Source organism: Listeria cossartiae subsp. cossartiae (assembly GCF_014224155.1).
GTDB classification, from domain to species: domain Bacteria; phylum Bacillota; class Bacilli; order Lactobacillales; family Listeriaceae; genus Listeria; species Listeria cossartiae.
Genome location: NZ_JAASUI010000003.1, coordinates 215,839 through 236,952 on the forward strand (window position 1 = coordinate 215,839; position 21,114 = coordinate 236,952).

Here is a 21,114-nt window from a genome sequence, read left to right on the forward strand (position 1 = left end):
TATACTACTCAAAAGAATTATTGCAAGGTTAGCGACTCGAAAACTGTTATATAATTAAATAAAAACTGTTATACAAAAGATAATAAAAAACACACAGCATAACTTCTCCCTAAGAAGTACGCTGTGTGTTTTCATTAGTTTAACGAGAACAGATTAAAGTTTAGTAACTTTTTCTGCTTGTGGGCCACGTTGACCTTCAACGATTTCAAATTCAACGCTTTGACCTTCGTCTAAAGTTTTGAATCCTTCACCTTCGATAGCGCTGAAGTGTACGAATACATCATCTCCGCCTTCTACTTCGATGAAACCGAAGCCTTTTTCACTGTTAAACCATTTAACTGTACCTGTTTGCATATTTCACAAACCTCCAAAAATTTTCTTAATATGTTTCTTTTACTAACGAAAAAGATGTTAACAACAAGCTAAGCATTTTTTCAATTACAAAATTCACATATTAGCAAAAATACTCATCTATTCAATATCCTTGCTAATACATAAATTTAGTTCCGTCAACACTTATATATTAACGCCAACGAACAAATAAATCAAGCAAAAAAGTCGCACGGTTACAAAATAGATTATTCAGTTTACTATCTGAAAAACCCTGCTATAAGCTAATTCTTATAACAGGGTTTTCTTATTAATCAATAATACTTTTATCTTTAATACGCCATTTCACAAGTAAGTTATGTAACGGTTTACGAACTAGGAAATAAACGCCTAGCGAGATTAGAACAGATGCTGTACCTAGGAAAAATCCGCCAAGCACATCTGTCGGGAAATGCACACCAAGATAAACACGTGTATACATCACGAACAAGATGAAACCATAACCGATGATTCCGATAACGATTTTTTGCCACATTTTTGGCACAGTGAAAATTAAGAACATTGCTGCAAGGCCATAGAAAACAGCTGTAGCAGTCGCATGTCCACTTGGGAAACTAAAGCCAGACTCGCTCACTAACCAATTAATGCTAGCTGGGCGCGTACGAGCAACCAAGCTTTTCAATACAAGGTTTAAAACAACGCCACAAACGAGCATCGTACCACCGAACCAAAGACCGACAACAAATTTTCGTAAAAAGAATAAAATAAGTACGACTACAATGGTTAAGATAATGGTTGTTTCAGCACTACCTAGGTTAGTTACTAATTTGACGATGGATGTTTTATCCGGTTGAATTCCGCTACGGATTTTTTCAATCCAACTTAGGTCAAAACGGGCTACCCAATTGCTTTCTGTTGCGATTGCTGATGCGATAGTAATAAATAAAATAAGGCAAAATCCGCCAATAACGAATAACGGTGTTGCTTTTTTTCGATTTGTATTCATGGTTAACTCCTTTTCATTCGGTTGTTTTTAGAAATTGTTTTACTTCTTTAACAAGCTCTTGATACTTCGCTTGCTCTCCTGTCGCTTCATTGCTTAGTTCAGTAACTACGTCGTTTTCATAGCTCACAGAACCATTACTAACAAAAGTAGCATTGCCGATTAGCTGTAAAGAAATTTCGCCAGCTTCGTCTTTTTTCGCGGTAACTTGAACTCTTCCGCCATCATTATACACATTCAGCGGTGTTTCGAACGTATCATTATCTAACATTTTTTTAATCAAGCTGCATGCTGACATCGCAGTTCCACAAGCATTCGTGAAGCCCACGCCACGTTCAAATGTTCGCACATAAATAGCATCATCGCGCAAACGTTTCACAAAACTAACATTGACACCATCCGGGAAATACGGGTTTTCGCTATTTAAATAACTCGCTAATTTTTCTTGTTTATCGGAATCTAACACAGCTTGATCGACAAATGTAATCAAATGTGGATTGGGAACAGAAACAGCTGAAAAAGCTAGTTCTGCGTCCAGTTCAGGAACAACTTGATTAAATAATTTTTCTACGCCTACATGCATCGGTAAACTTTCTGGGTTAAATTTAACCGGGGAAATTTCGACTTGGTAGGTTGGAATATCAAAACCAAGTGAAGTTGCTTTTTTGACATCCAGTGTCGCTTTCATCGTTTCCACTTCTGCTTCAGATAAGCCGTTTTTTTCAAGTAAATAGCGGGCTACCGTTCTTAGGCCATTCCCACACATGGAAGCAACCGAGCCATCGGAATTAACGACTCGCATTCGGCCGATTGGTCCTACTTGTTTACTTTTTGTGACATATAAAATGCCGTCTGCTCCACCAAGCGAATGGTTTCTATCACACAGTTTAATTGCAAAATCAGCACGTTTCGCGTCAGACCAAGCAGTTATCTGATTTTCTTCTTCATCAACTATAAAAAAATCATTTTGCGAACCATGTACTTTTGTAAAGTGAATTGTTGCCATGACTTCAAGCAACCTCCTTTAATTGGAATTACGTCTATAATACCACATCTTAAAATAAAAAAGCTTGGGGAACCTCCTTTTTAACTTACTAGGATTTTCCCCAAGCGCGCATTATGCTTCGTAGTGGTTTACAACAATGTCAGCACAGCGGCCGCATAAAGTTGGATGTTTCGGATCTACGCCAACATCTTTTTTCACAACGCGGCAACGTTCGCAAGTTTCGCCTTCTGCAACCGTAATTTGAACAGCTACTTGGTTCGACTTGAAGGCAGATTCTGGTGCATTTTCTAAACCTTCAACTAGTTCAAAATCAGAGACGATAAATAGTTGCGCGAAATCACCTTCTAAGGAATCAAACAATGTTTTCGCTTCGCCGTCCACGTATAATGTTACTTTTGCAAGCATTGATTTACCGATTAATTTTTCGTTACGAGCAAATTCTAATGCTTTTTGGACGTTATCGCGAATTTGCATGAACGCGTCCCATTTCGCTGTAATTTCTTCGCTACCAGCTAATACTTTCACGTCTGGCAAGTCTTGTAAATGAATGCTTTCAACGCCTTCACCAATCAAGCTATTCCAAACTTCTTCTGTCGTATGCGGTAAAATTGGCGCAAGTAATTTTGTCAATGTAACAACTGCTTCATAAAAGACTGTTTGCATCGCGCGACGGTCATGACTGTCAGCTGCTTCAATGTAGACAACATCTTTGGCAAAATCCATATAAAATTGGCTTAATTCTACTGTACAGAAATTGTTGATTTGGTGATAAATTGTAGAGAATTCGAAAGCTTCATAACTATCTTTCACATTTTTCACTAAATCATTTAATTTGATTAGCATGTATTTGTCTACTTCGCGTAAATTTTCATAAGAAACTGCATTTACAGTTGGTTGGAAATCATTGATATTTCCTAGTAAGAAACGCATTGTGTTACGGATTTTACGATATACTTCGGATACTTGTTTTAAGATGTCATCACTAACGCGAACGTCGGCTTGATAATCTACAGAAGCAACCCAAAGGCGAACGATATCCGCACCAAGTTGTTTAATTACTTTGCCTGGAAGAAGCGTGTTTCCAAGCGATTTACTCATTTTGCGACCTTCGCCATCTAGTGCGAAACCATGACTTAGCACGTTACGATAAGGTGCTTCGCCAGTGATAGCTACAGCAGTTGTTAACGACGAGTTAAACCAACCACGGTATTGGTCAGAGCCTTCCATATACAAATCAGCTGGACGACTTAATTCAGGGCGAGCATTCAGCACTGCTTGATGACTAGAACCAGAATCAAACCAAACATCCATAATATCCGTTTCTTTTGTAAATTCGCCATTTGGGCTACCCGGATGTGTGAAGCCAGCAGGTAATAAATCTTTCACATCACGTTCAAACCAAACATTCGAGCCATGCTCACGGAATAGTTCAGAAATATGGCTGATCGTTTCATCTGTAATGATTGCTTCCCCATTTTCCGCATAGAAAATCGGTAGCGGAACGCCCCATGCACGTTGACGAGAAATAACCCAGTCGCCGCGGTCGCGAACCATATTGAATAGACGTGTTTCACCCCAAGCAGGAGTCCAGTTAACACCTTTAACCGCTGCGAGTAAATCATCACGGAATGCGTCAATCGAAGCAAACCACTGCGCTGTTGCACGGAAAATAACTGGTTTTTTCGTACGCCAATCATGTGGATAAGAGTGCGTGATGAATTCTAGTTTCAGTAATGCGCCCACTTCTTCTAATTTTTCCGTTACCATTTTGTTCGCTGTATCATAAAACACGCCTTCAAATCCCGGTGCTTCTTCTGTAAAGACACCACGATCATCTAAAGGAGCTAGAATTTCTAAATCGTATTTTTTCCCGATTAAAAAGTCATCTTCCCCGTGTCCAGGAGCCGTATGAACTGCACCAGTACCAGCTTCTGCAGTAGCGTGCTCACCGTTCATCACTAAAGAATCACGGTCATAAAGTGGGTGTTTCGTTACAACGCGGTCAAGTTCAGAACCACGAACCGTTTTAACAACCGTCGCATCTTCAAAACCTAATTTTTCACGTAAGCTTGGTAAAAGCGCTTCTGCTACGACATATTTTTCACCAGCAGATTCGATTACGACATAATCTAAATCAGGGTTAACCGTAATCCCCATGTTCGCTGGAATTGTCCAAGGAGTCGTTGTCCAAATAACGATATTAGTGCCTTCGTCTAGTACGCCTTTTCCGTCTGTTACTTTGAAAGCTACGAAAATCGAAGCAGATGTTTTATCCTGGTATTCGATTTCTGCTTCTGCAAGGGCAGATTCACTTGAAGGAGACCAATAAACCGGCTTTTTCCCTTTGTAGATATAGCCTTTTTTCGCCATTTCGCCGAAAACCTTGATTTGCTCTGCTTCGTATTCTGGTAAAAGCGTGATATAAGGATTTTCCCAGTCACCGTTAATACCAAGGCGTTTGAAACCTGCGCGTTGACCGTCTACTTGTGTCATCGCGTATTCAGCACAAAGTTTGCGGAATTCAGCGATAGACATTTCTTTGCGTTTAACACCTTTTTTAGCGATAGCTGTTTCGATTGGCAGTCCGTGTGTGTCCCAACCCGGAACATACGGAGAACTGAATCCAGCCATTGATTTATAGCGAACGATAATATCTTTAATTGTTTTATTTAGCGCGTGCCCCATGTGAAGCTCGCCGTTTGCATAAGGAGGTCCGTCATGCAAAATGTACGTCGGGCGTCCAGCATTTTTTTCTTGAATTTTTTCGTATAGCTTTTCTTCTTCCCATTTTGCTTGCCATTCTGGTTCTTTGTTTGGTAAATTCCCACGCATTGGAAAGTCTGTCTTTGGCATTAATAACGTATCTTTATATTCCATGTTTTCTTCTCCTTTAAAACTTTATTTTTAAACGCAAAAAAATCTCTCCCAAAAAGGGACGAGATTCGCGGTACCACCCTTGTTGACATGCATTCTAACTGCTTGCCCACTTCATTAGTGCCATAACGCTGGCTTGCGCTAACACTTACTCAAGCGGCTGCTTTTTCGGGTTAGAACTAAAGAGTGATTTCGATTTTCTAGAGGATAGCTGGCCTCGCACCATTCGCCAACTCGCTTCATATCCTTGATCTAAAAAATGTACTTGTCTCTAATAATCGTTTTTAACTTTCTTCTGATTGAGATTCTACTTCTTTGATAGATGCAAGTTCTGTCGCATCTACATCGTAAGCCATCATTTGTTGCCAATCTTCGCTTTTAATTAAATCCATTTGCGCTTCTACTAACATACGTAAACGCTCGCGGAATACTTTGGATTGGCGTTTTAAGTCTTCAATTTCAATCGCGATTTTACGTGCTTTAGAAAGAGAATCGCTTAAAATTCGGTCAGCATTTTTTTCTGCTTCACGGACAATAAGTTTTGCTTCTTTTTCAGCGGAAGCTTTCACTTCTTCGGCAGCTGTTTGTGCCACGATTAATGATTTGTTTAACGTTTCTTCAATGTTAGTAAAATGAGCTAAACGTTCTTCACTATTATCTAAAGTGTCCTCAATACGCTTTTTCTCTTTAATAACTTGTTCATAATCTTTAATGATTTGATCGAGGAAGTCATTTACTTCGTCTTCGTCATAACCTCTAAAACCACGGGTAAACTCTTTGTTATGTATATCCAGCGGCGATAATGGCATATCTAGCACCTCCATACGACTATTGTTTATAAATACCTAACATACATTTTACCATAGTTACTTGCTTTTTCCTAGAATTTATATTGAAAAATGATTAGATTAAAAATCCAGCTTTATCTAAGGCCGCAATTGCGAGTTCTAATTGTTCTTTTGTATCTGCTTCAATGGTGTGCAAATGCGTTCCGTCCGTTAGTCCTGACAGCATGGTTGCTCCAGTTGTCTGCACTTTTTTGACAAATTTTTCAACATCAAAACGACTTTTCAAATGTAGCGATGCGGTAATTTCGCCGTAAATCGGATGATCGACAATCACGTCAATAATCGATACACCGTGGTCCACCAGAATATTTAGTTCATCGGCAGCTTGTTCTTTCGTATGTTTGACGGCAATCACGCGGCGTTCTCCAGTATAGCCTGTTTCTTTCGCGTAAATGTAACCTTGCGGGGTAGCCATAATCGGCTCGTTGCCAGCTTTTAGGAGCGAAATATCTTGCACGATTACTTGGCGGCTAACATTCGTTTTACTCGCAAGTTGATTCCCTGAAATGGGCGCTTCGGCTTCTTTTAACCATTTTAAAATCAGTTGCCTGCGCGTATCACCTAATATCTTTTTCATCTTCTCACCTTTTTCGTAGTAGTTTGTCGATTTCTTCTTTCAAAATAATACTATCGCTTAATTCATTTTCTTTCCCAAAGGACAATCGGATAAATCGGTTTGCTTCTTCTTCCGTTTTTCCAGTTGCCATTAATGTTTTGGATGGAGCTGGGTCGCGCAAACTGCAGGCGCTCGTTGTCGAAATTTGGATATCTGCTTCGTTTAATGTGAGCAATGCTTCTTGCCCTTGCATATTTGGAAGCGTCAGACCAAGAATAAACGGCGATGTATTTTGCCCGCCTTCTACCTTGACTCGTTCTGTTAATGTTTCACAAATGGCTGCTTTAAGCGTCGCAATCCGCCTTGCTTCTTTTTCTCTATTTTCCATTATATCATAGGCAGCTGTCGTAAAGGCAGCAATTGCTGGAACATTTACCGTGCCTGGTCTAAAGCCAAATTCATGATGGACGTCCGGCAAAGCAGCTTGCAGCGGAAAATCAGGTTTCATAAATAGCAAACCCGCCCCTTTTGGTCCGTAAATTTTATGCGAGGAAATGCTAAAACTGGTTACATCGCTTAATTCTAACGGGATTTTACCAAAGGACTGCACGATATCGGTATGAAAATAAATTCCCGCTTGTTTGGCAATATGCGCTAATTCTTTGATTGGTTGAATAGTCCCAATTTCAGAATTAACATGTTGGATGATAATTAGCCCGGTTTCAGCAGAAATCATTTCCTGTAGACTAGCTGGTTGCACTTGCCCAAAAGAATCGACTGGCAATTGTTTTACATGGCATTCTCCCGCTTGCTCGAGCGCTTCCAACTGTTGCCAAACGGAGGCGTGTTCTAGCGGACTAACGAGCACCTCTTTTTTTTCACTCGTATGTAGTAGCGTTTGAATCGCGATTTGATTACTTTCCGTCCCGCCACTCGTAAATATAATTCCTCGGCTTGGAACATGTAACATATCCGCAAAACTTCCCCGACATTTTTCTAAAAGGGCTGCTGCTTTCGTCCCGGCATCGTGTAAACTTTCCGAATTAGCGAAGAACTCTCTTGATGCATTCATAAAAACTTGTAAAGCCGCCTCACTCATTTTCGTTGTAGCTGCATGGTCAAAGTAAATCATTTCTTATCGCTCCCCTAGAATTTTATACTTGAAATTAGTTTTGTTTTGTGTGATTATAGATGACAAGACAACTGTATATTCATTAAGAAGTATACAATTAATCGAACCTACTATGCAAGAGGTGGAAATGATGACAAAAGAACGAGTTATTATTGTTGGGAGCGGCATATCTGGTTGTATGGCTGCCCTCAGATTAATGCCGGACTATGATGTGACGATAATCACAAAAGGCTATAAAGAAGAAAGTAATTCTATGCTTGCTCAAGGTGGTGTCGCAGCTGCAGTGTCAAAAAACGATACACCGAAAAAACATTTTAGCGATACATTTCAAGCGGGTTGTTTTCATAATAAAGTTCTCGCAGTAAACCAACTCGTTACTTGTGGTCCAATTGTTATACAAAAACTGATTGATGAAGGCATGACATTTGATAAAAAAGATGGCGAATTTTCGCTTGGGTTAGAAGGCGCTCACCGTTTGCCGAGAATTTTACATACTGGCGGCGATCAAACTGGCAAATATCTAACTACATTTTTGCAAGCCCAGTTGACGAACGTTCAATGGCAAGAGGGACAAATGGCCACCGAGATTATCAAACATAACGAAGTAGCCATAGGTATTCATTGTTTAGATAAAGAAAATCAGCTACATACGTATTACGGCGAACATATTATTTTAGCAAGCGGCGGACTTGGGCAACTTTTTCCCGTTACGACGAATGCGGCGACGATTTCTGGCGACGGGCTGGCGCTAGCTTACCGAGCGGGCGCCAAACTGACTGATATGGAATTTATTCAGTTTCACCCAACTTTGCTTTTTTTAAATGGGCGTTGTCATGGGCTTATTTCTGAGGCGGTTCGCGGGGAAAGAGCTAGGATTGTTCGCGCGGATGGTTCGGCTGTAATGATTGGCGTTCACCCTCTGGCGGATCTTGCGCCACGTGATATTGTTGCGGCGACATTGTTTGAAGAAATCGAACGTGGAAATGCAATCTTTCTTGATATAACGGAGGTTGCTCATTTCGAAAAACGTTTCCCGGCAATCACTGCCAATTTAGATGCGCACCAAGTACCGTTTCGCGAAACAAAGCGCATTCCGGTTCATCCCGGCACACATTTTTTGATGGGTGGCATTCGTACTGACCTTCACGGAAAAACGAATGTTACTGGCCTATATGCAATTGGCGAAGTAGCGAATGCTGGTGTACACGGCGCAAATCGACTCGCGAGCAACTCCCTTCTCGAAACCCTTGTCTTTGGCGAAAAAGTAGCTGAGTACATTCATACACAGAAGCCTAATCCCCAAAATTATCCACCAATCCCGCGCGCCAGCTCAACCAAAACACCTCATCTACCCAATAAGCAACTCCTTCAAGAGAAAATTTGGGAGACACTTGGGATTACGAGAAAACCAGAGAAAATCACTGCATTTCTTCACTGGCTGGCTGATTTTGATTACGCCAACCATACCCGAGAAACTGCCGAGCTTAGCCATATGATTATTACCGCAAAATTAATCGCCGAAAGCGCACTTAAACGAACCGAAAGCCTCGGCGCACATCGAATTTTAAAAGGAGTAACAAAATGAACTCAATACTTATGAATCAAGCAATCCAGGCATTTTTACTAGAAGATATTGGTCAATATGATTTAAGCGCAGATACGATTTTTGCTAGTGACACGATTGGAAAAGGCGTTTTTCTAGCGAAGGAGAGCGGTATTCTTTGTGGTATTTCTATCCCGCCAAAAGTGTATGAGATTCTTGGTGGCGATGCGCGATTTGAAGCGTATAAAAAAGATGGAGATTCCATCATAAAAGGAGATATCATTGCGACAGTGACAGCTCCCGTTCGCACACTGCTTTCCGGCGAGCGAGTCATTTTAAATTTAATGCAACGGATGAGTGGCATTGCGAGTCAGACGAATCTTACCGTAAAACAGTTAGATGATTCGACCATTCGGATTTGTGATACGCGAAAAACTGCGCCCGGTCTGCGCGCCTTCGATAAATATGCCGTACAGACCGGTGGCGGCTTTAATCATCGTAACGGTCTATACGATGGCGTTATGCTAAAAGATAACCACATCGCCTTCTCTGGTGGCATTACCGAAGCCGTAACTACCGTCCGCGAGAAACTAGGACATATGGTAAAAATTGAAGTCGAAACGGAAAACGAATCTCAAGTGAAAGAAGCGGTCCAAGCTGGCGCCGATATTATCATGCTGGATAATCGTACACCCGAAGAAGTTGCACAACTTGTTAAGCTAGTTCCAGCACATATAACTACGGAAATTTCCGGTAATATTACTTTGGAAAATATCCATAGTTATCAAGGTTCTGGCGCGAATTATATTTCTTTAGGCTCCCTAACACATTCAGTTCGCGCACTCGATATCAGTTTTAATAGCGAAGGAGGAATAAAAGCATGAACTTACTGGAAACGGTGGAACAAGATACCATGCCAGCCCATTATAAAAGTATGACGCAAACTGAAATGATTGCTCGTGTTGCGGAAATTAAAGCCCAACTCGGCGACGATCTTTTTATTCCCTGTCACCATTATCAAAAAGACGAGGTTGTTCCCTTTGCGGATGCGATTGGTGATTCGTTACAATTAGCGCAAATGGCTGCCAGTAATAAAAAAGCGAAACACATCGTTTTCTGCGGGGTTCATTTTATGGCGGAGACGGCGGATATGCTTACGACCAATGAGCAAATTGTTACATTACCAGATATGCGCGCTGGTTGTTCGATGGCAGACATGGCGGACATTCACCAATTAACAAACGCTTGGCCTAAATTGCAAACACTTTTCGGTGACACGATTTTGCCTGTTACGTATATTAATTCGACAGCCGCGATTAAATCTTTCGTTGGCGAACACGGTGGTACAACTGTTACATCTAGCAACGCAACCAAAATTGTCTCATGGGCACTCGAACAAAAAGAGCGTATTTTCTTCCTACCCGACCAACATTTAGGCCGAAACACCGCCTTCGAACTCGGCATCCCGCTCGAACAAATGGCGATTTGGAACCCCATAAAAAACGAACTAGAATATGATGGTCATTTGGCCGATTGTAAAGTCATTCTTTGGAAAGGCTACTGCTCTGTCCACCAACATTTTACCGTTAAAAATATCGAAAATATCCGTAAAAATCATCCGAACATGCGAATTATTGTCCACCCCGAATGCACGCATGAAGTGGTTTCTTTGGCAGACGATTCGGGGTCAACGAAAAAAATTGTGACGGAAATAAGTAATGCTGCGCCGGGAACGGAATGGGCCGTTGGGACGGAAGCGAATCTAGTCGATCGTATTATCCAAGAAAATCCTGATAAAAAAATCGTTTCGCTCAATCCATTTATGTGTCCGTGTATGACGATGAACCGTATCGATTTGCCCCATTTGCTCTGGACGCTAGAGGCCATTCAAAACGGCGAGCAAAGAAATCAAATCAAAGTCGATGAACAGACAACCAAATTCGCTTTAAAAGCTTTGGAAAGAATGCTCCAATTAAGCTAACAAAAAAAACGAAAGCAGCGATTGCTTTCGTTTTTCATTTTAAATAACCTATTTCGATACGGATTTTATCTTTTTTCGTTCTTCCACCTGTCGATAATACTTTCACACGACCATACCCGCGTGCAGATAATACATCCTCTTCCTCACATTCAAAATCCGGATTCTCGACGGTTTTCCAGTTTACTTTAACAAGTCCCGCAACGACTAACTGTTTCGCTTTTTGCCGGGAAATATGGTGCGCGTTACTAATAATTACATCCAGTCGCATACTAGAAACGGTTAACCCCATTTCCTCCCAAATAACTGGCGCATAGACTGCATTAGCCAAATCCGTCTCTTCTAACATTACATTCACTTTACCAATTTTTTCAAGCTGCAACGTTAAATAGTCCTTCATGGAACTTTCGACTAACAGCTGCCACTCTGTATCATTGTTTAAAATGTCGCCAAAAATATCGCGTTTCATACCAAGCGACATCAATGTTCCAAGAATTTTTTGATGCGTGAGTGTCGTAAATTTCACCGGATAGCGAATATGGAACAACGCAATCTCAAAATCAGCTTCTGTTGGCGTATAATAATCCGGATAAATTAGTGCACGGCGACGTTCCGCGTGCTCTACCCCACCAAAAAACTGGACATTAATTTGCTCATAACCGCCAATCACCGTTTCCGTAATAAAACGCTGCCTCGGGTCCAAGAAATCCGTCAACTGCGGCGTATATTCATTTTCCACTTGCATCGTAATCCCTAAAATCTTATCAATAAATGCGTATTCTTCTGCGCGAAAATGCTGATAAATTCCATCCATCATAATTTCTCCCTTTCAATCCGTGCCAAGTCTTTAGCGTTATTATACCACGAAAACAGCTGCTACTAGGCTAATCTTGCTTAACTATGAAAAAAAGGCACCCATTTGAAAACGGGTGCGCTTTTTAAAATAACATTGGAATAACGTACACTTGAATTAAACCTGTTAAAACTCTCATCGCATATTGGAAAATGAAATAAGCCACAAGGGACGAAATATCAAACATACCAATCGGCGGAATAATCCTTCTAAAAGGCTCTAAAATCGGTTCAAAAATGCGTGCTAGCAATTGGCCAATTTTGGATTCTCTTGCACCTGGAAACCAGCTCATCAAGAAATAAATAAACATGAGTGTTGGCAACCATCTAATAATAAATAAGATGACCTCCACCACTTGATATAAAATACTTTGCAATCTAGCTCACACCTCTATTTCATTACATAAAGTTTTGTTCATCGAGCATTTCGGAAATAGAGCCATCCACTTCCACATTGTCTGGAGTACATAAGAAAATATTATTGCCAACGCGTTGAATATCTCCACCCAATGCATAAACTGTACCACTCAAGAAATCGACAATACGTGTCGCTTGATCATGGCTAATACGTTGCAAGTTTACAACAACAGATTTGTATTCTTTTAAGTAATCCGCTAGTTCTTGGGCTTCTGCATATACACGCGGTTCCGCAAGTACCATACGACTAGAAAACTGAGCTCCCTGCATACTAACCACCTTCGCATCATCTTCTTCAACAGCATAAAAACGGTTTTTATTAGGTCTTTCTTTTTTCGTTTTCTTTTGCATAGGTTCAGGTTCCCTCGCTACTTCTTCTTCATAATATTCTTCCTCTTCATCTAAGAAAAAGAATGACTTAAATTTATTCGATAGTCCCATTTGTTACACCTCCATATTATCGTCACTCACCAAAGCTCTTCCTACTCGTATAAATGTCGCACCTTCTGTAATGGCAATTCCGTAGTCATTTGTCATCCCCATAGATAACGCTGTACATGGAATATTTTTTAACTGAAGCGCATGAATTTCTTGCTGCAATTGCTTTAACTCATGAAATACGTGATGCAGCTCTATGTCGCTATTTGTAATTGGTGCCATTGTCATTAAACCAACAATCTCAATGAACGTAAAATCCGCCTCTTGTAAAAAAGATAGCGCCTCTTCTTTTGAAAAACCATGCTTGCTTTCTTCACCAGAAATATTTACTTGTAGAAAACATTTAACTGGTTTCGTAGCACGCTTTTCGATTTCCTTTGCAAGCGATGATCGATCAAGCGAATGCAAATAATCGATTTTCGGTAATACATCTTTTACTTTACGGGTTTGCAAAGAACCAATGTAATGCCAACAAATGTCCTCTTTATCTGCAAGTGCTACTGTCTTTTCGAGAAAAACATCAGCACGATTTTCACCAAAGTGGCGAATACCTAAATCATAGAGCTCTGTGATCCCAGCTACATCAATCGTTTTTGTAACAGCTACTAATGTTACATCTTTCGGCTCGCGATGACTTTCTTCACAAGCTTGCTCGATTTGTGCCGTTACTTTTTCTAAATTAGCTTGTTTTGTCATTATTTATCACCTTATATAATTCCCGAAGCGCTTCATTTAAAACACTTCTTGTTATAATCAGATACCCGGTCACTTGGCAAAGTTTCAAAAGTGGCCGGGTGAATTTGTGTTATAAGTATTATCCGCGACGATTACGGTTACGGATGAATGCTGGTACATCAACGTCTGAACTATTTTGTTGTGGTTCAGCTTGTTGTTCATGAACTGGTGCATTTGCTTGTTGTGGCGCGTTTTGTGCATAATCATTTTGTTGTTCGTCTTGTACTGCATAGTTAGGACGATTTACTTGAATGGATTGATTTGGACGACGATTCGCTTGTGCTTGTTGCGCTTGCTTTTCTTCGTCAAAACCTGTTGCGATAACAGTAACAATTAATTCATCTTGTAATTCGTCATTAATAACAGAACCGAAAATCATATTTACATCTTCGTCAGATGCGCTAGATACGATTTCTGCTGCTTCTTGTACTTCATAAAGGCTAAGGTTAGATCCACCTGTGATATTCATTAGGACACCTTTTGCTCCATCAACGGAAGTTTCAAGAAGTGGAGAAGAAATGGCTTTTTTCGCAGCTTCGGCAGCACGGTTTTCACCAGTTGCGATACCGATTCCCATAAGGGCAGAACCACGATTAGTCATAATAGTTTTTACATCGGCAAAGTCTAAGTTAATTAAACCAGGAACGGCAATCAAATCAGAAATCCCTTGTACACCTTGACGTAAAACATTATCTGCTTCACGGAAAGCTTCAAGCATCGGTGTATTTTTATCAACAATTTGAAGTAAACGGTCATTAGGAATCACGATTAACGTGTCGACTGCTTCTTTCATTGCTTCGGATCCAGCTAGGGCTTGTTTTGTACGTTTTGGTCCTTCAAAACCAAATGGTCGTGTGACAACACCTACTGTTAACGCGCCCATTTCTTTTGCGATTTGAGCGATAACAGGTGCAGCTCCAGTTCCAGTTCCGCCGCCCATTCCAGCAGTTACGAATACCATATCAGAACCTTTTAAAGCTTCTTCAATTTGTTCGCGGCTTTCTTCTGCTGCTTTTTTACCAATTTCAGGTACAGCACCCGCGCCTAAACCACGCGTTAATTTTGTACCGATTTGTAATTTTGTTTCTGCTTTTGCTAAATTAAGTGCTTGAGCGTCTGTATTAACGGAGATAAATTCTACCCCTTGAACACCATGCTCAATCATGCGGTTTACAGCGTTATTACCGCCGCCGCCAACACCGATTACTTTAATTGTTGCCAAACTTTCTGAACTAGTGTCAAATTCTAACATATTATTGCCTCCTATTTGCCGATTTATACGATACGATTTTCTTGCTGATTTACCAGCTATTCGCTATTATTCAAAAAATGCGCCGAAAAAATTCTTCATTTTTGTAGATACTTTTTCGTCATCTGATTTCTTTTGTTTTGGTTTAGCTTGTTTTTGTTTTGGTGCTTCATCGTCGTAACGAGGTTCGCTTGCGGTCGAGCTTACATCGCGTCCTTCTAACTCAGCCATTTGGTAAGCGTATTTGATTAAACCTACAGCAGTTGTAAAGGATGGTTCACGAACACCAATATAATCAGGAATTGCTAGTCTAACGTGTGCTGCTAATGTTTTTCCAGCCAAATCAATTGCGCCCGGAATAGCCATCGAGCCACCAGTTAGTACATAACCTCCTGGAAGATGCGTTTTGCCAACTCGTGTTAGTTCTTCTACTACTAATTGGAAAATTTCTTCCATACGCGCTTCGATAATATCTGCTACTTCTACTTGTGTAAAATGTTGTTTTTGGTCACTACCGATAACATCAATAGCAAAAACTTCATCTGGAGAAGCATCATCATAAAATGCGTAACCGTGTTCTAATTTGACACGATCTGCATTCGCAGTTGATGTGTTCAGTCCAAGTGATAAGTCTTTCGTAATGTTATCTCCACCAACTGGAATCACGCCAGTATACGTTAGTCGTCCTTGTTCAAACACACTAACGGTTGTCGTTCCTGCACCAACATTCACGAGTGCCGTTCCAAATTCTTTATCGTCTTCTGACAAAGAGATGGATGCTTCGGCAAGTGGTTGTAAAGCAATATCAGAAATTTCAAGTCCTGCACGTTCCACACAACGTAACGTATTATGTAAAATTGTTTTTGAACCAGTAATTAATGTGCCTTCCATTTCTAAACGTACGCCAATCATTCCGCGTGGATCTGTAATCCCAGTTAATCCATCCACAACAAACTGATCTGGAATGGTATTAATAATTTCTCTTTCAGGAGATAGAGGAACAACCTGAGCGGCATCCATCACATTCCAGACATCTTCATCTGCAATTTCACGATTTTCGCTACCTACTGCCACAATTCCTCGGCAAGCCTCTAAATGCACTTGACTCGATACTACCCCAACGATTACTTGAGAAATTTCTACGCCAACCATTCTTTCTGCTTGTTCAATTGCCTTTTTGATGGATTCTACAGTCTTGTCTATGTCGATAATAATTCCTTTTTTGATTCCGGAAGATTCGACATTCCCAACACCGATAATATTGAGTCTATCGTCAGCCATTTCTGCGATGATTACTTTCACAGAAGCTGTTCCAATGTCTAAACTTACATAAATTTCGCTATCACCCATTTATCGGCACCTCCTTTTATTCTAGTCATTTAAGATTTATTTATTTCATTTTTTATACCGAGCAAAAAGCCGGTTTTTTAACTTACTTGAATAAGCTATGAAACTTCTTTATTTTTATGGCGTCAGTGTAGAATGATTGCCCATTCTGCCTAACATACAAAATCACTTATTTACAGTCTACACTAAGAAAGAAGGTAATAAAAGCACAAAGAACAATTTTTGGCAAATTCTTAGGATATTTTTTTCATTTTATTCAAAAAGCGAACAAGTGTTGGTATCCCTTGGTCTGAGGTCACCATTTTGTTACCTTTTTGAAACATCTGTTACCTATAAATTTGCCAAAAGTTTGTCCAAAGAATGAACTGGTTATTCGGTTGATTTTTTCTCTTCTTCGGCTTTTTCTTCGGCTGCTTTTTTATCAGCATTTTGTTGATAATAACTTTGGAAATAAGAACCCACTTCGATGTCAATAACACCTTTTTGACCATTTGCTAGTTGCGCGACGATGGCCGGATAGTGTTGCATTTTTTCTGCAAACGTACTGATGTCTGCAGAAACCTGATTGCCATCATTCATATATAATTCGATATGGCTTTTATCGCTGTCGGTTGGACTATAAATCACTTCCGAAATGGAGCTAACGACTTCTTTTGGTAACTTATTAATTTGCTGTACCATTTTTTCAAGGGTTTTGCCGTTTTCAAAGTTTTGGAAGAGCAAGTCATTACCGATGGGAAATTGTCGTGGTTGATCCGTGAGCATAATGCCACTTTCAAGCACATCGTAATATTTTCCGTCCGCTTGTTGGTAGCCGATTGTTTTAAATTCGGTTATGTTGATTTGCACATCATTTAAACCTTCTTTAGAAACAGTTGCATCTTTAATGAGTGTGTTTTTCTTGAGTGTGTCTTCGGTTTTCCCATTTCTTATTCCAATGACAAACTCGCCAATTGTAAGTCCGCTTTCTTTTCGTACTTCATTTTCAGTAAGTTGTTTATTGCCGCTAACAGTAATTTTATCTAACTTACTTAATGGTGATAGAAAATAAAGCGTAATAGCTATCAAAATCGCAAAAATTCCGATTAAAATGGCTAGATGTCGTACTAATTTTTTTTTGCGGTATTTTTTTAGTTCTGGAATACGATTTTCAATGGAAATTACTCGTTTATTCTCCGCCATTTTATTCGCTCCTTTCTGCGATTTATTTCATAATACTTAGTACCGCTTCCACTAATTTCGCGGCTGCATCAGGTCGTCCCATCTGCTTGGCGCTTAGTTTCATGCCATTTAATTTTGCTTCGTCATCCAAAATCGAATCAACGGTTGCCATTAAATCAGTAGTTTGTAATTCAGCTTCTGTAATGACGATTGCTGCATTATTTTTTTCTAATGCACGCGCGTTGTTTTCTTGATGATTCGCCGTTACGTAGGGGCTTGGAATCAAGATACTTGGCACTCCAAGCGCTGTTAGTTCTGCAAGAGTTGTTGCTCCTGCTCTTGAAACAACCAATGTCACCGCGTTTAAAATTTTCGGCATGTCATAAATGAATGGTTGAACACTAATGTGATTACCTAAATTTAACTCAGCTAAAGCATCTTTTATTTTTTCATAATGTACTTCGCCAGTTACATAAAGCAGTTGAAAATCGCGATTGTTCCATTCAGGTAAAATCGCCTCGACAGCTTCATTCACGCCGCGTGCTCCTCGACTACCTCCGAAAACAAGGACAGTTGGCTTCCCGGAAACAAGTCCGTATGCTTCAAGCGCACCTTCCGAGTCAACTCCGACTACTTCCGAAGCACGTGGATTACCAGTAAAAACAATTTTTTCTGATGCAAAAGAATCGCTTACTTCTTCAAAACAAATCGCTACTTTATCGGTATAACGGCTTAAAAATTTATTCGTTAAGCCAGCAACACTATTTTGCTCATGGATTAAAGTAGGGATTTTTAATTTTGCCGCTGCGTAAACGACTGGGCCACAAACATATCCACCTGTACCGATAACTACATCGGGCTTAAAATCGCGTAAAATCTGTTTGCTTTTTTTTGCACCACTTAGAAAACGCATGACTGTTTTAATATTTTCAAGAGATAACGACCGTTTAAAACCAGTAATTTCAATGGCTTCAAAAGGGATACCTTCACGTTTCACGATGCCAGCTTCTAATCCTTTTTCAGTTCCAATGTATAAGAATTCCGCTTCTGGATGTACTTTTTTTAATTCTCTGATGAAAGCAAGCGCTGGATAAACATGTCCTCCAGTGCCGCCACCACTTATTGCTACTTTCATTTTTCCACCTCTTCTATTAGCTCACTGATAGCATCCATGTAAGCATTGCCGCGAACTTCAAATGTCCGGTATTGATCCCAACTCGCACAAGCTGGTGAAAGTAAGATAATATCTCCTGGTGCAGATTCACGATACGCAACCGGAACAGCTGCTTCTACATCATCAACATAATGCACATCGATGCCTGCAATTTTCCCAACGCGGCCAATTTTATCCGCTGTTTCGCCAAAGACAATTAAAGATTTTACATTTTTGAAAAATGGTAGTAATTCATCGAACGAATTGCCACGGTCCAAACCACCAGCTAGTAAAACAACTGGATTTTTAAACCCTCTTAATGCGCTTTGTGTTGCAAGAATGTTCGTTGCTTTGGAGTCGTTATAAAATTTGCGACCTTGCCATTCAACAACAAATTGCGTCCGGTGTTCTACGCCTTTAAACGTTTCTAACACGTGCATAATTTCTTCATTCGAAACGCCTAATGTTTTTGCTACAGCAACGGATGCAAGAATATTTTCTAGGTTATGCTCTCCAGGAAGTAAAATGTTATCACGTGCGCCAATCACTTCATCGTTGAACATAATATTTCCATTTTGCACATAACTTCCTTGACCAAGACGTTGCGTTGTGGAGAATGGAATAATTTGTGCTTTTGTTTGCTTTGTTAGGTTTTTCAGCTCTTCTTGATCCCAGTTAATTACTAGGAAATCATCGGCTGTTTGATTTTTTTGAATGTGCCATTTTGCTTGAACGTATTCACTACGGTCAGTATGGTAATCTAAATGTGCCTCATAAATATTCGTAATTACCGAAATATGCGGCTTAAATGTTTCTACGCCCATTAATTGGAACGAAGATAGTTCCATCGAAATATATTGATCGCTCGCTGCGTTTTCAGCAACAGCGGATGCTGGAAAACCAATGTTCCCTGCTAGTAAAGAACTATTTTCTTTATGTGCATTTAACATATGGTGAATAATCGTTGTTGTCGTTGTTTTACCATTTGTTCCGGTGATTCCAACAATCGGCGCCTCCGAAATTTGGTAAGCTAATTCCACTTCTGTAATGACTGGAATTTTCAGTTTTAACGCTTTTTCAATCATTGGGTTGTTGTATGGAATTCCAGGATTTTTTATGACAAGCTCAAATCCTTCATCCAAAAGTTCAATTGGGTGTGAACCGCAAATGACTTTGATGCCTTGCTCAAGTAAACCTTGTGCTTCTGGATTCTCGCTAAAAGGTTTTTGATCGTTAACTGTGACAAACGCTCCCAGTTTGTGCATAATTGTTGCCGCGCTAACACCACTTCTTGCAAGACCCAAGACAAGCACTTTTTTGTGATGGTACATTTCAATTTTTTTCATTTCCTTTGGTTCCCCCATTTATATCAAAATTGGCGGTCGTATTTATGAGATTCACAAAAACGACGGAAAGCGCCAACCAGATTCTGTAAAAAACAGCTAACTAGAGACGCTTTTGCCGCAAAAATCACGGCGCATTATTTAAAAGATGACCACACAGACGGAGATAATTGCTCCGATTAGTCCGATTCCCCAGAACGTTAAAACGACACGCCATTCAGACCAGCCACCAAGTTCAAAGTGATGATGAATTGGTGTCATACGGAAAATTCGTTTCCCTCCAGTTGCCTTAAAGTAAAACACTTGCAATATAACAGATGCTGTTTCAATCACGAAAATAATTCCGATTAACAGTAACAGCCATTCTTGATGTACTAAAATAGAAACAGCTGCGATACTTCCGCCGAGTGCAAGCGAGCCGGTATCACCCATGAAGATTTTCGCTGGATTTTTATTAAATAGTAGAAATCCAAGCATCCCGCCGACAATTGCAAAACAGAAAATCGCGACATCCATTTGTTCTTGGTAAAAAGCAATGACACCAAAAGCAGAAAAAGCAATGACAGATAGACCAGATACAAGTCCGTCTAAACCGTCTGTTAAATTGACTGCATTGGAAAAACCAACTAACCAGAACAAGATGAAGATAACAAAGAACCAGCCAAGATCCACTTCGATATTCGTAAATGGAATATTAAGCGTTTCGGCAAATCCACTAAAATGATACACAAGATAAAATAAAATCGAAATCGCAACTTGGCCTAAAAACTTCTGTTTCGAAGTAAGACCTAAATTACGTTTTTGAACTACTTTGATATAGTCGTCCAGAAAACCTAATGCGCCAAATAATGCCAGCGCGATAAATAGTAGCCACGTAGCCGCACTAACTTCCCCACTGATGAACGAAAAGATTAAGAAGCTAATCAGCATGGCGATAATGAATACAACTGCACCCATTGTCGGTGTTCCTGATTTCTTTTCATGCATTTTCGGGCCTTCATCTCTAATACTTTGGCCGAATTTTAATTTCACCAAGAATGGTATAAATAGCGGGACACCTATCACTGTAATGATAAAAGCCACTGCAAATGTTGATACTAACATGTATAAAGACACAATAAATTCTCCCCAATCTGTTTGTCAAAGCAC

At 40.0% G+C, this 21,114-nt stretch carries 20 protein-coding genes and 1 other annotated feature; of the genes, 3 read left to right on the forward strand and 17 right to left on the reverse strand.

Annotated features, from left to right (window positions below; translation table 11 throughout):
• Positions 1–153: 153 nt before the first annotated feature.
• The 7 genes from cspB to HCJ30_RS10740 form a co-directional block, all read right to left on the reverse strand.
• Positions 154–354: a cold-shock protein CspB gene (gene cspB / locus HCJ30_RS10710; RefSeq protein ID WP_003723180.1), complete on the reverse strand. Its 201-nt coding sequence runs from the start codon at positions 352–354 to the stop codon at positions 154–156.
• A 286-nt stretch (positions 355–640) separates the two neighbouring features.
• Positions 641–1,336 carry a phosphatase PAP2 family protein gene (locus tag HCJ30_RS10715; RefSeq protein WP_185392140.1) on the reverse strand — a complete coding sequence of 232 codons (696 nt, stop codon included), beginning with the start codon at positions 1,334–1,336 and terminating at the stop codon, positions 641–643.
• Between the two features lie 13 nt (positions 1,337–1,349).
• Positions 1,350–2,339 carry a diaminopimelate epimerase gene (dapF, locus tag HCJ30_RS10720; protein WP_185392141.1) on the reverse strand — a complete coding sequence of 330 codons (990 nt, stop codon included), beginning with the start codon at positions 2,337–2,339 and terminating at the stop codon, positions 1,350–1,352.
• Between the two features lie 111 nt (positions 2,340–2,450).
• Positions 2,451–5,216, reverse strand: a complete 2,766-nt coding sequence (ileS, locus tag HCJ30_RS10725) for an isoleucine--tRNA ligase (protein ID WP_185392142.1) — start codon at positions 5,214–5,216, stop codon at positions 2,451–2,453.
• Positions 5,217–5,267: 51 nt separating this feature from the next.
• Positions 5,268–5,501 (reverse strand) — a binding site (T-box leader).
• Complete coding sequence (gene divIVA / locus HCJ30_RS10730) at positions 5,498–6,022, reverse strand: septum site-determining protein DivIVA (protein WP_185392143.1); 525 nt, start codon at positions 6,020–6,022, stop codon at positions 5,498–5,500. Its footprint overlaps the feature before it by 4 nt.
• Positions 6,023–6,116: 94 nt before the next feature.
• The gene (locus HCJ30_RS10735; RefSeq protein ID WP_185392144.1) at positions 6,117–6,638 is read right to left on the reverse strand and encodes a transcription repressor NadR; all 522 of its coding nucleotides are present in this window, start codon (positions 6,636–6,638) and stop codon (positions 6,117–6,119) included.
• Between the two features lie 4 nt (positions 6,639–6,642).
• Positions 6,643–7,749 (reverse strand): cysteine desulfurase family protein, encoded by a 1,107-nt coding sequence (locus HCJ30_RS10740; RefSeq protein ID WP_185392145.1) that lies wholly within the window; start codon positions 7,747–7,749, stop codon positions 6,643–6,645.
• Between the two features lie 130 nt (positions 7,750–7,879).
• Between HCJ30_RS10740 and nadB the strand changes: the two genes are divergently transcribed.
• From nadB to nadA, 3 genes are read left to right on the forward strand one after another with little or no spacing between them, the layout of a single operon-like run.
• Complete coding sequence (gene nadB / locus HCJ30_RS10745; protein WP_185392146.1) at positions 7,880–9,334, forward strand: L-aspartate oxidase; 1,455 nt, start codon at positions 7,880–7,882, stop codon at positions 9,332–9,334.
• Positions 9,331–10,176, forward strand: a complete 846-nt coding sequence (nadC, locus tag HCJ30_RS10750; protein ID WP_185392147.1) for a carboxylating nicotinate-nucleotide diphosphorylase — start codon at positions 9,331–9,333, stop codon at positions 10,174–10,176. The genes nadB and nadC overlap by 4 nt, the downstream gene beginning before the upstream one ends.
• A complete protein-coding gene (nadA, locus tag HCJ30_RS10755; RefSeq protein ID WP_185392148.1) occupies positions 10,173–11,273 on the forward strand; it encodes a quinolinate synthase NadA in 1,101 nt (366 codons plus the stop codon). The genes nadC and nadA overlap by 4 nt, the downstream gene beginning before the upstream one ends.
• Positions 11,274–11,307: 34 nt before the next feature.
• On the opposite strand, the gene HCJ30_RS10760 is transcribed toward nadA, so the two are convergent.
• From HCJ30_RS10760 to mraY, 10 genes are all read right to left on the reverse strand, one after another.
• Positions 11,308–12,084: a YlmH family RNA-binding protein gene (locus tag HCJ30_RS10760; protein ID WP_185392248.1), complete on the reverse strand. Its 777-nt coding sequence runs from the start codon at positions 12,082–12,084 to the stop codon at positions 11,308–11,310.
• Between the two features lie 124 nt (positions 12,085–12,208).
• Positions 12,209–12,499 carry a YggT family protein gene (locus HCJ30_RS10765; protein WP_185392149.1) on the reverse strand — a complete coding sequence of 97 codons (291 nt, stop codon included), beginning with the start codon at positions 12,497–12,499 and terminating at the stop codon, positions 12,209–12,211.
• 22 nt (positions 12,500–12,521) lie between these two features.
• Entirely contained in the window at positions 12,522–12,980 is a 459-nt protein-coding gene (locus HCJ30_RS10770) for a cell division protein SepF (protein ID WP_185392150.1), read from the reverse strand.
• A gap of 3 nt (positions 12,981–12,983) precedes the next feature.
• Positions 12,984–13,673 (reverse strand): YggS family pyridoxal phosphate-dependent enzyme, encoded by a 690-nt coding sequence (locus HCJ30_RS10775; RefSeq protein ID WP_185392151.1) that lies wholly within the window; start codon positions 13,671–13,673, stop codon positions 12,984–12,986.
• 118 nt (positions 13,674–13,791) lie between these two features.
• Positions 13,792–14,964 carry a cell division protein FtsZ gene (ftsZ, locus tag HCJ30_RS10780; protein WP_008948343.1) on the reverse strand — a complete coding sequence of 391 codons (1,173 nt, stop codon included), beginning with the start codon at positions 14,962–14,964 and terminating at the stop codon, positions 13,792–13,794.
• 66 nt (positions 14,965–15,030) lie between these two features.
• Positions 15,031–16,311, reverse strand: coding sequence for a cell division protein FtsA (gene ftsA, locus HCJ30_RS10785; protein WP_185392152.1), 1,281 nt, complete (start codon positions 16,309–16,311; stop codon positions 15,031–15,033).
• Positions 16,312–16,677: 366 nt separating this feature from the next.
• Positions 16,678–17,490 (reverse strand): cell division protein FtsQ/DivIB, encoded by an 813-nt coding sequence (locus tag HCJ30_RS10790; protein WP_185392153.1) that lies wholly within the window; start codon positions 17,488–17,490, stop codon positions 16,678–16,680.
• Positions 17,491–17,512: 22 nt separating this feature from the next.
• Positions 17,513–18,604, reverse strand: coding sequence for an undecaprenyldiphospho-muramoylpentapeptide beta-N-acetylglucosaminyltransferase (gene murG / locus HCJ30_RS10795; RefSeq protein WP_185392154.1), 1,092 nt, complete (start codon positions 18,602–18,604; stop codon positions 17,513–17,515).
• Positions 18,601–19,968, reverse strand: coding sequence for a UDP-N-acetylmuramoyl-L-alanine--D-glutamate ligase (murD, locus tag HCJ30_RS10800; RefSeq protein ID WP_185392155.1), 1,368 nt, complete (start codon positions 19,966–19,968; stop codon positions 18,601–18,603). The genes murG and murD overlap by 4 nt, the downstream gene beginning before the upstream one ends.
• A gap of 138 nt (positions 19,969–20,106) precedes the next feature.
• Complete coding sequence (gene mraY / locus HCJ30_RS10805) at positions 20,107–21,081, reverse strand: phospho-N-acetylmuramoyl-pentapeptide-transferase (protein ID WP_185392156.1); 975 nt, start codon at positions 21,079–21,081, stop codon at positions 20,107–20,109.
• Between the last annotated feature and the right edge of the window lie 33 nt (positions 21,082–21,114).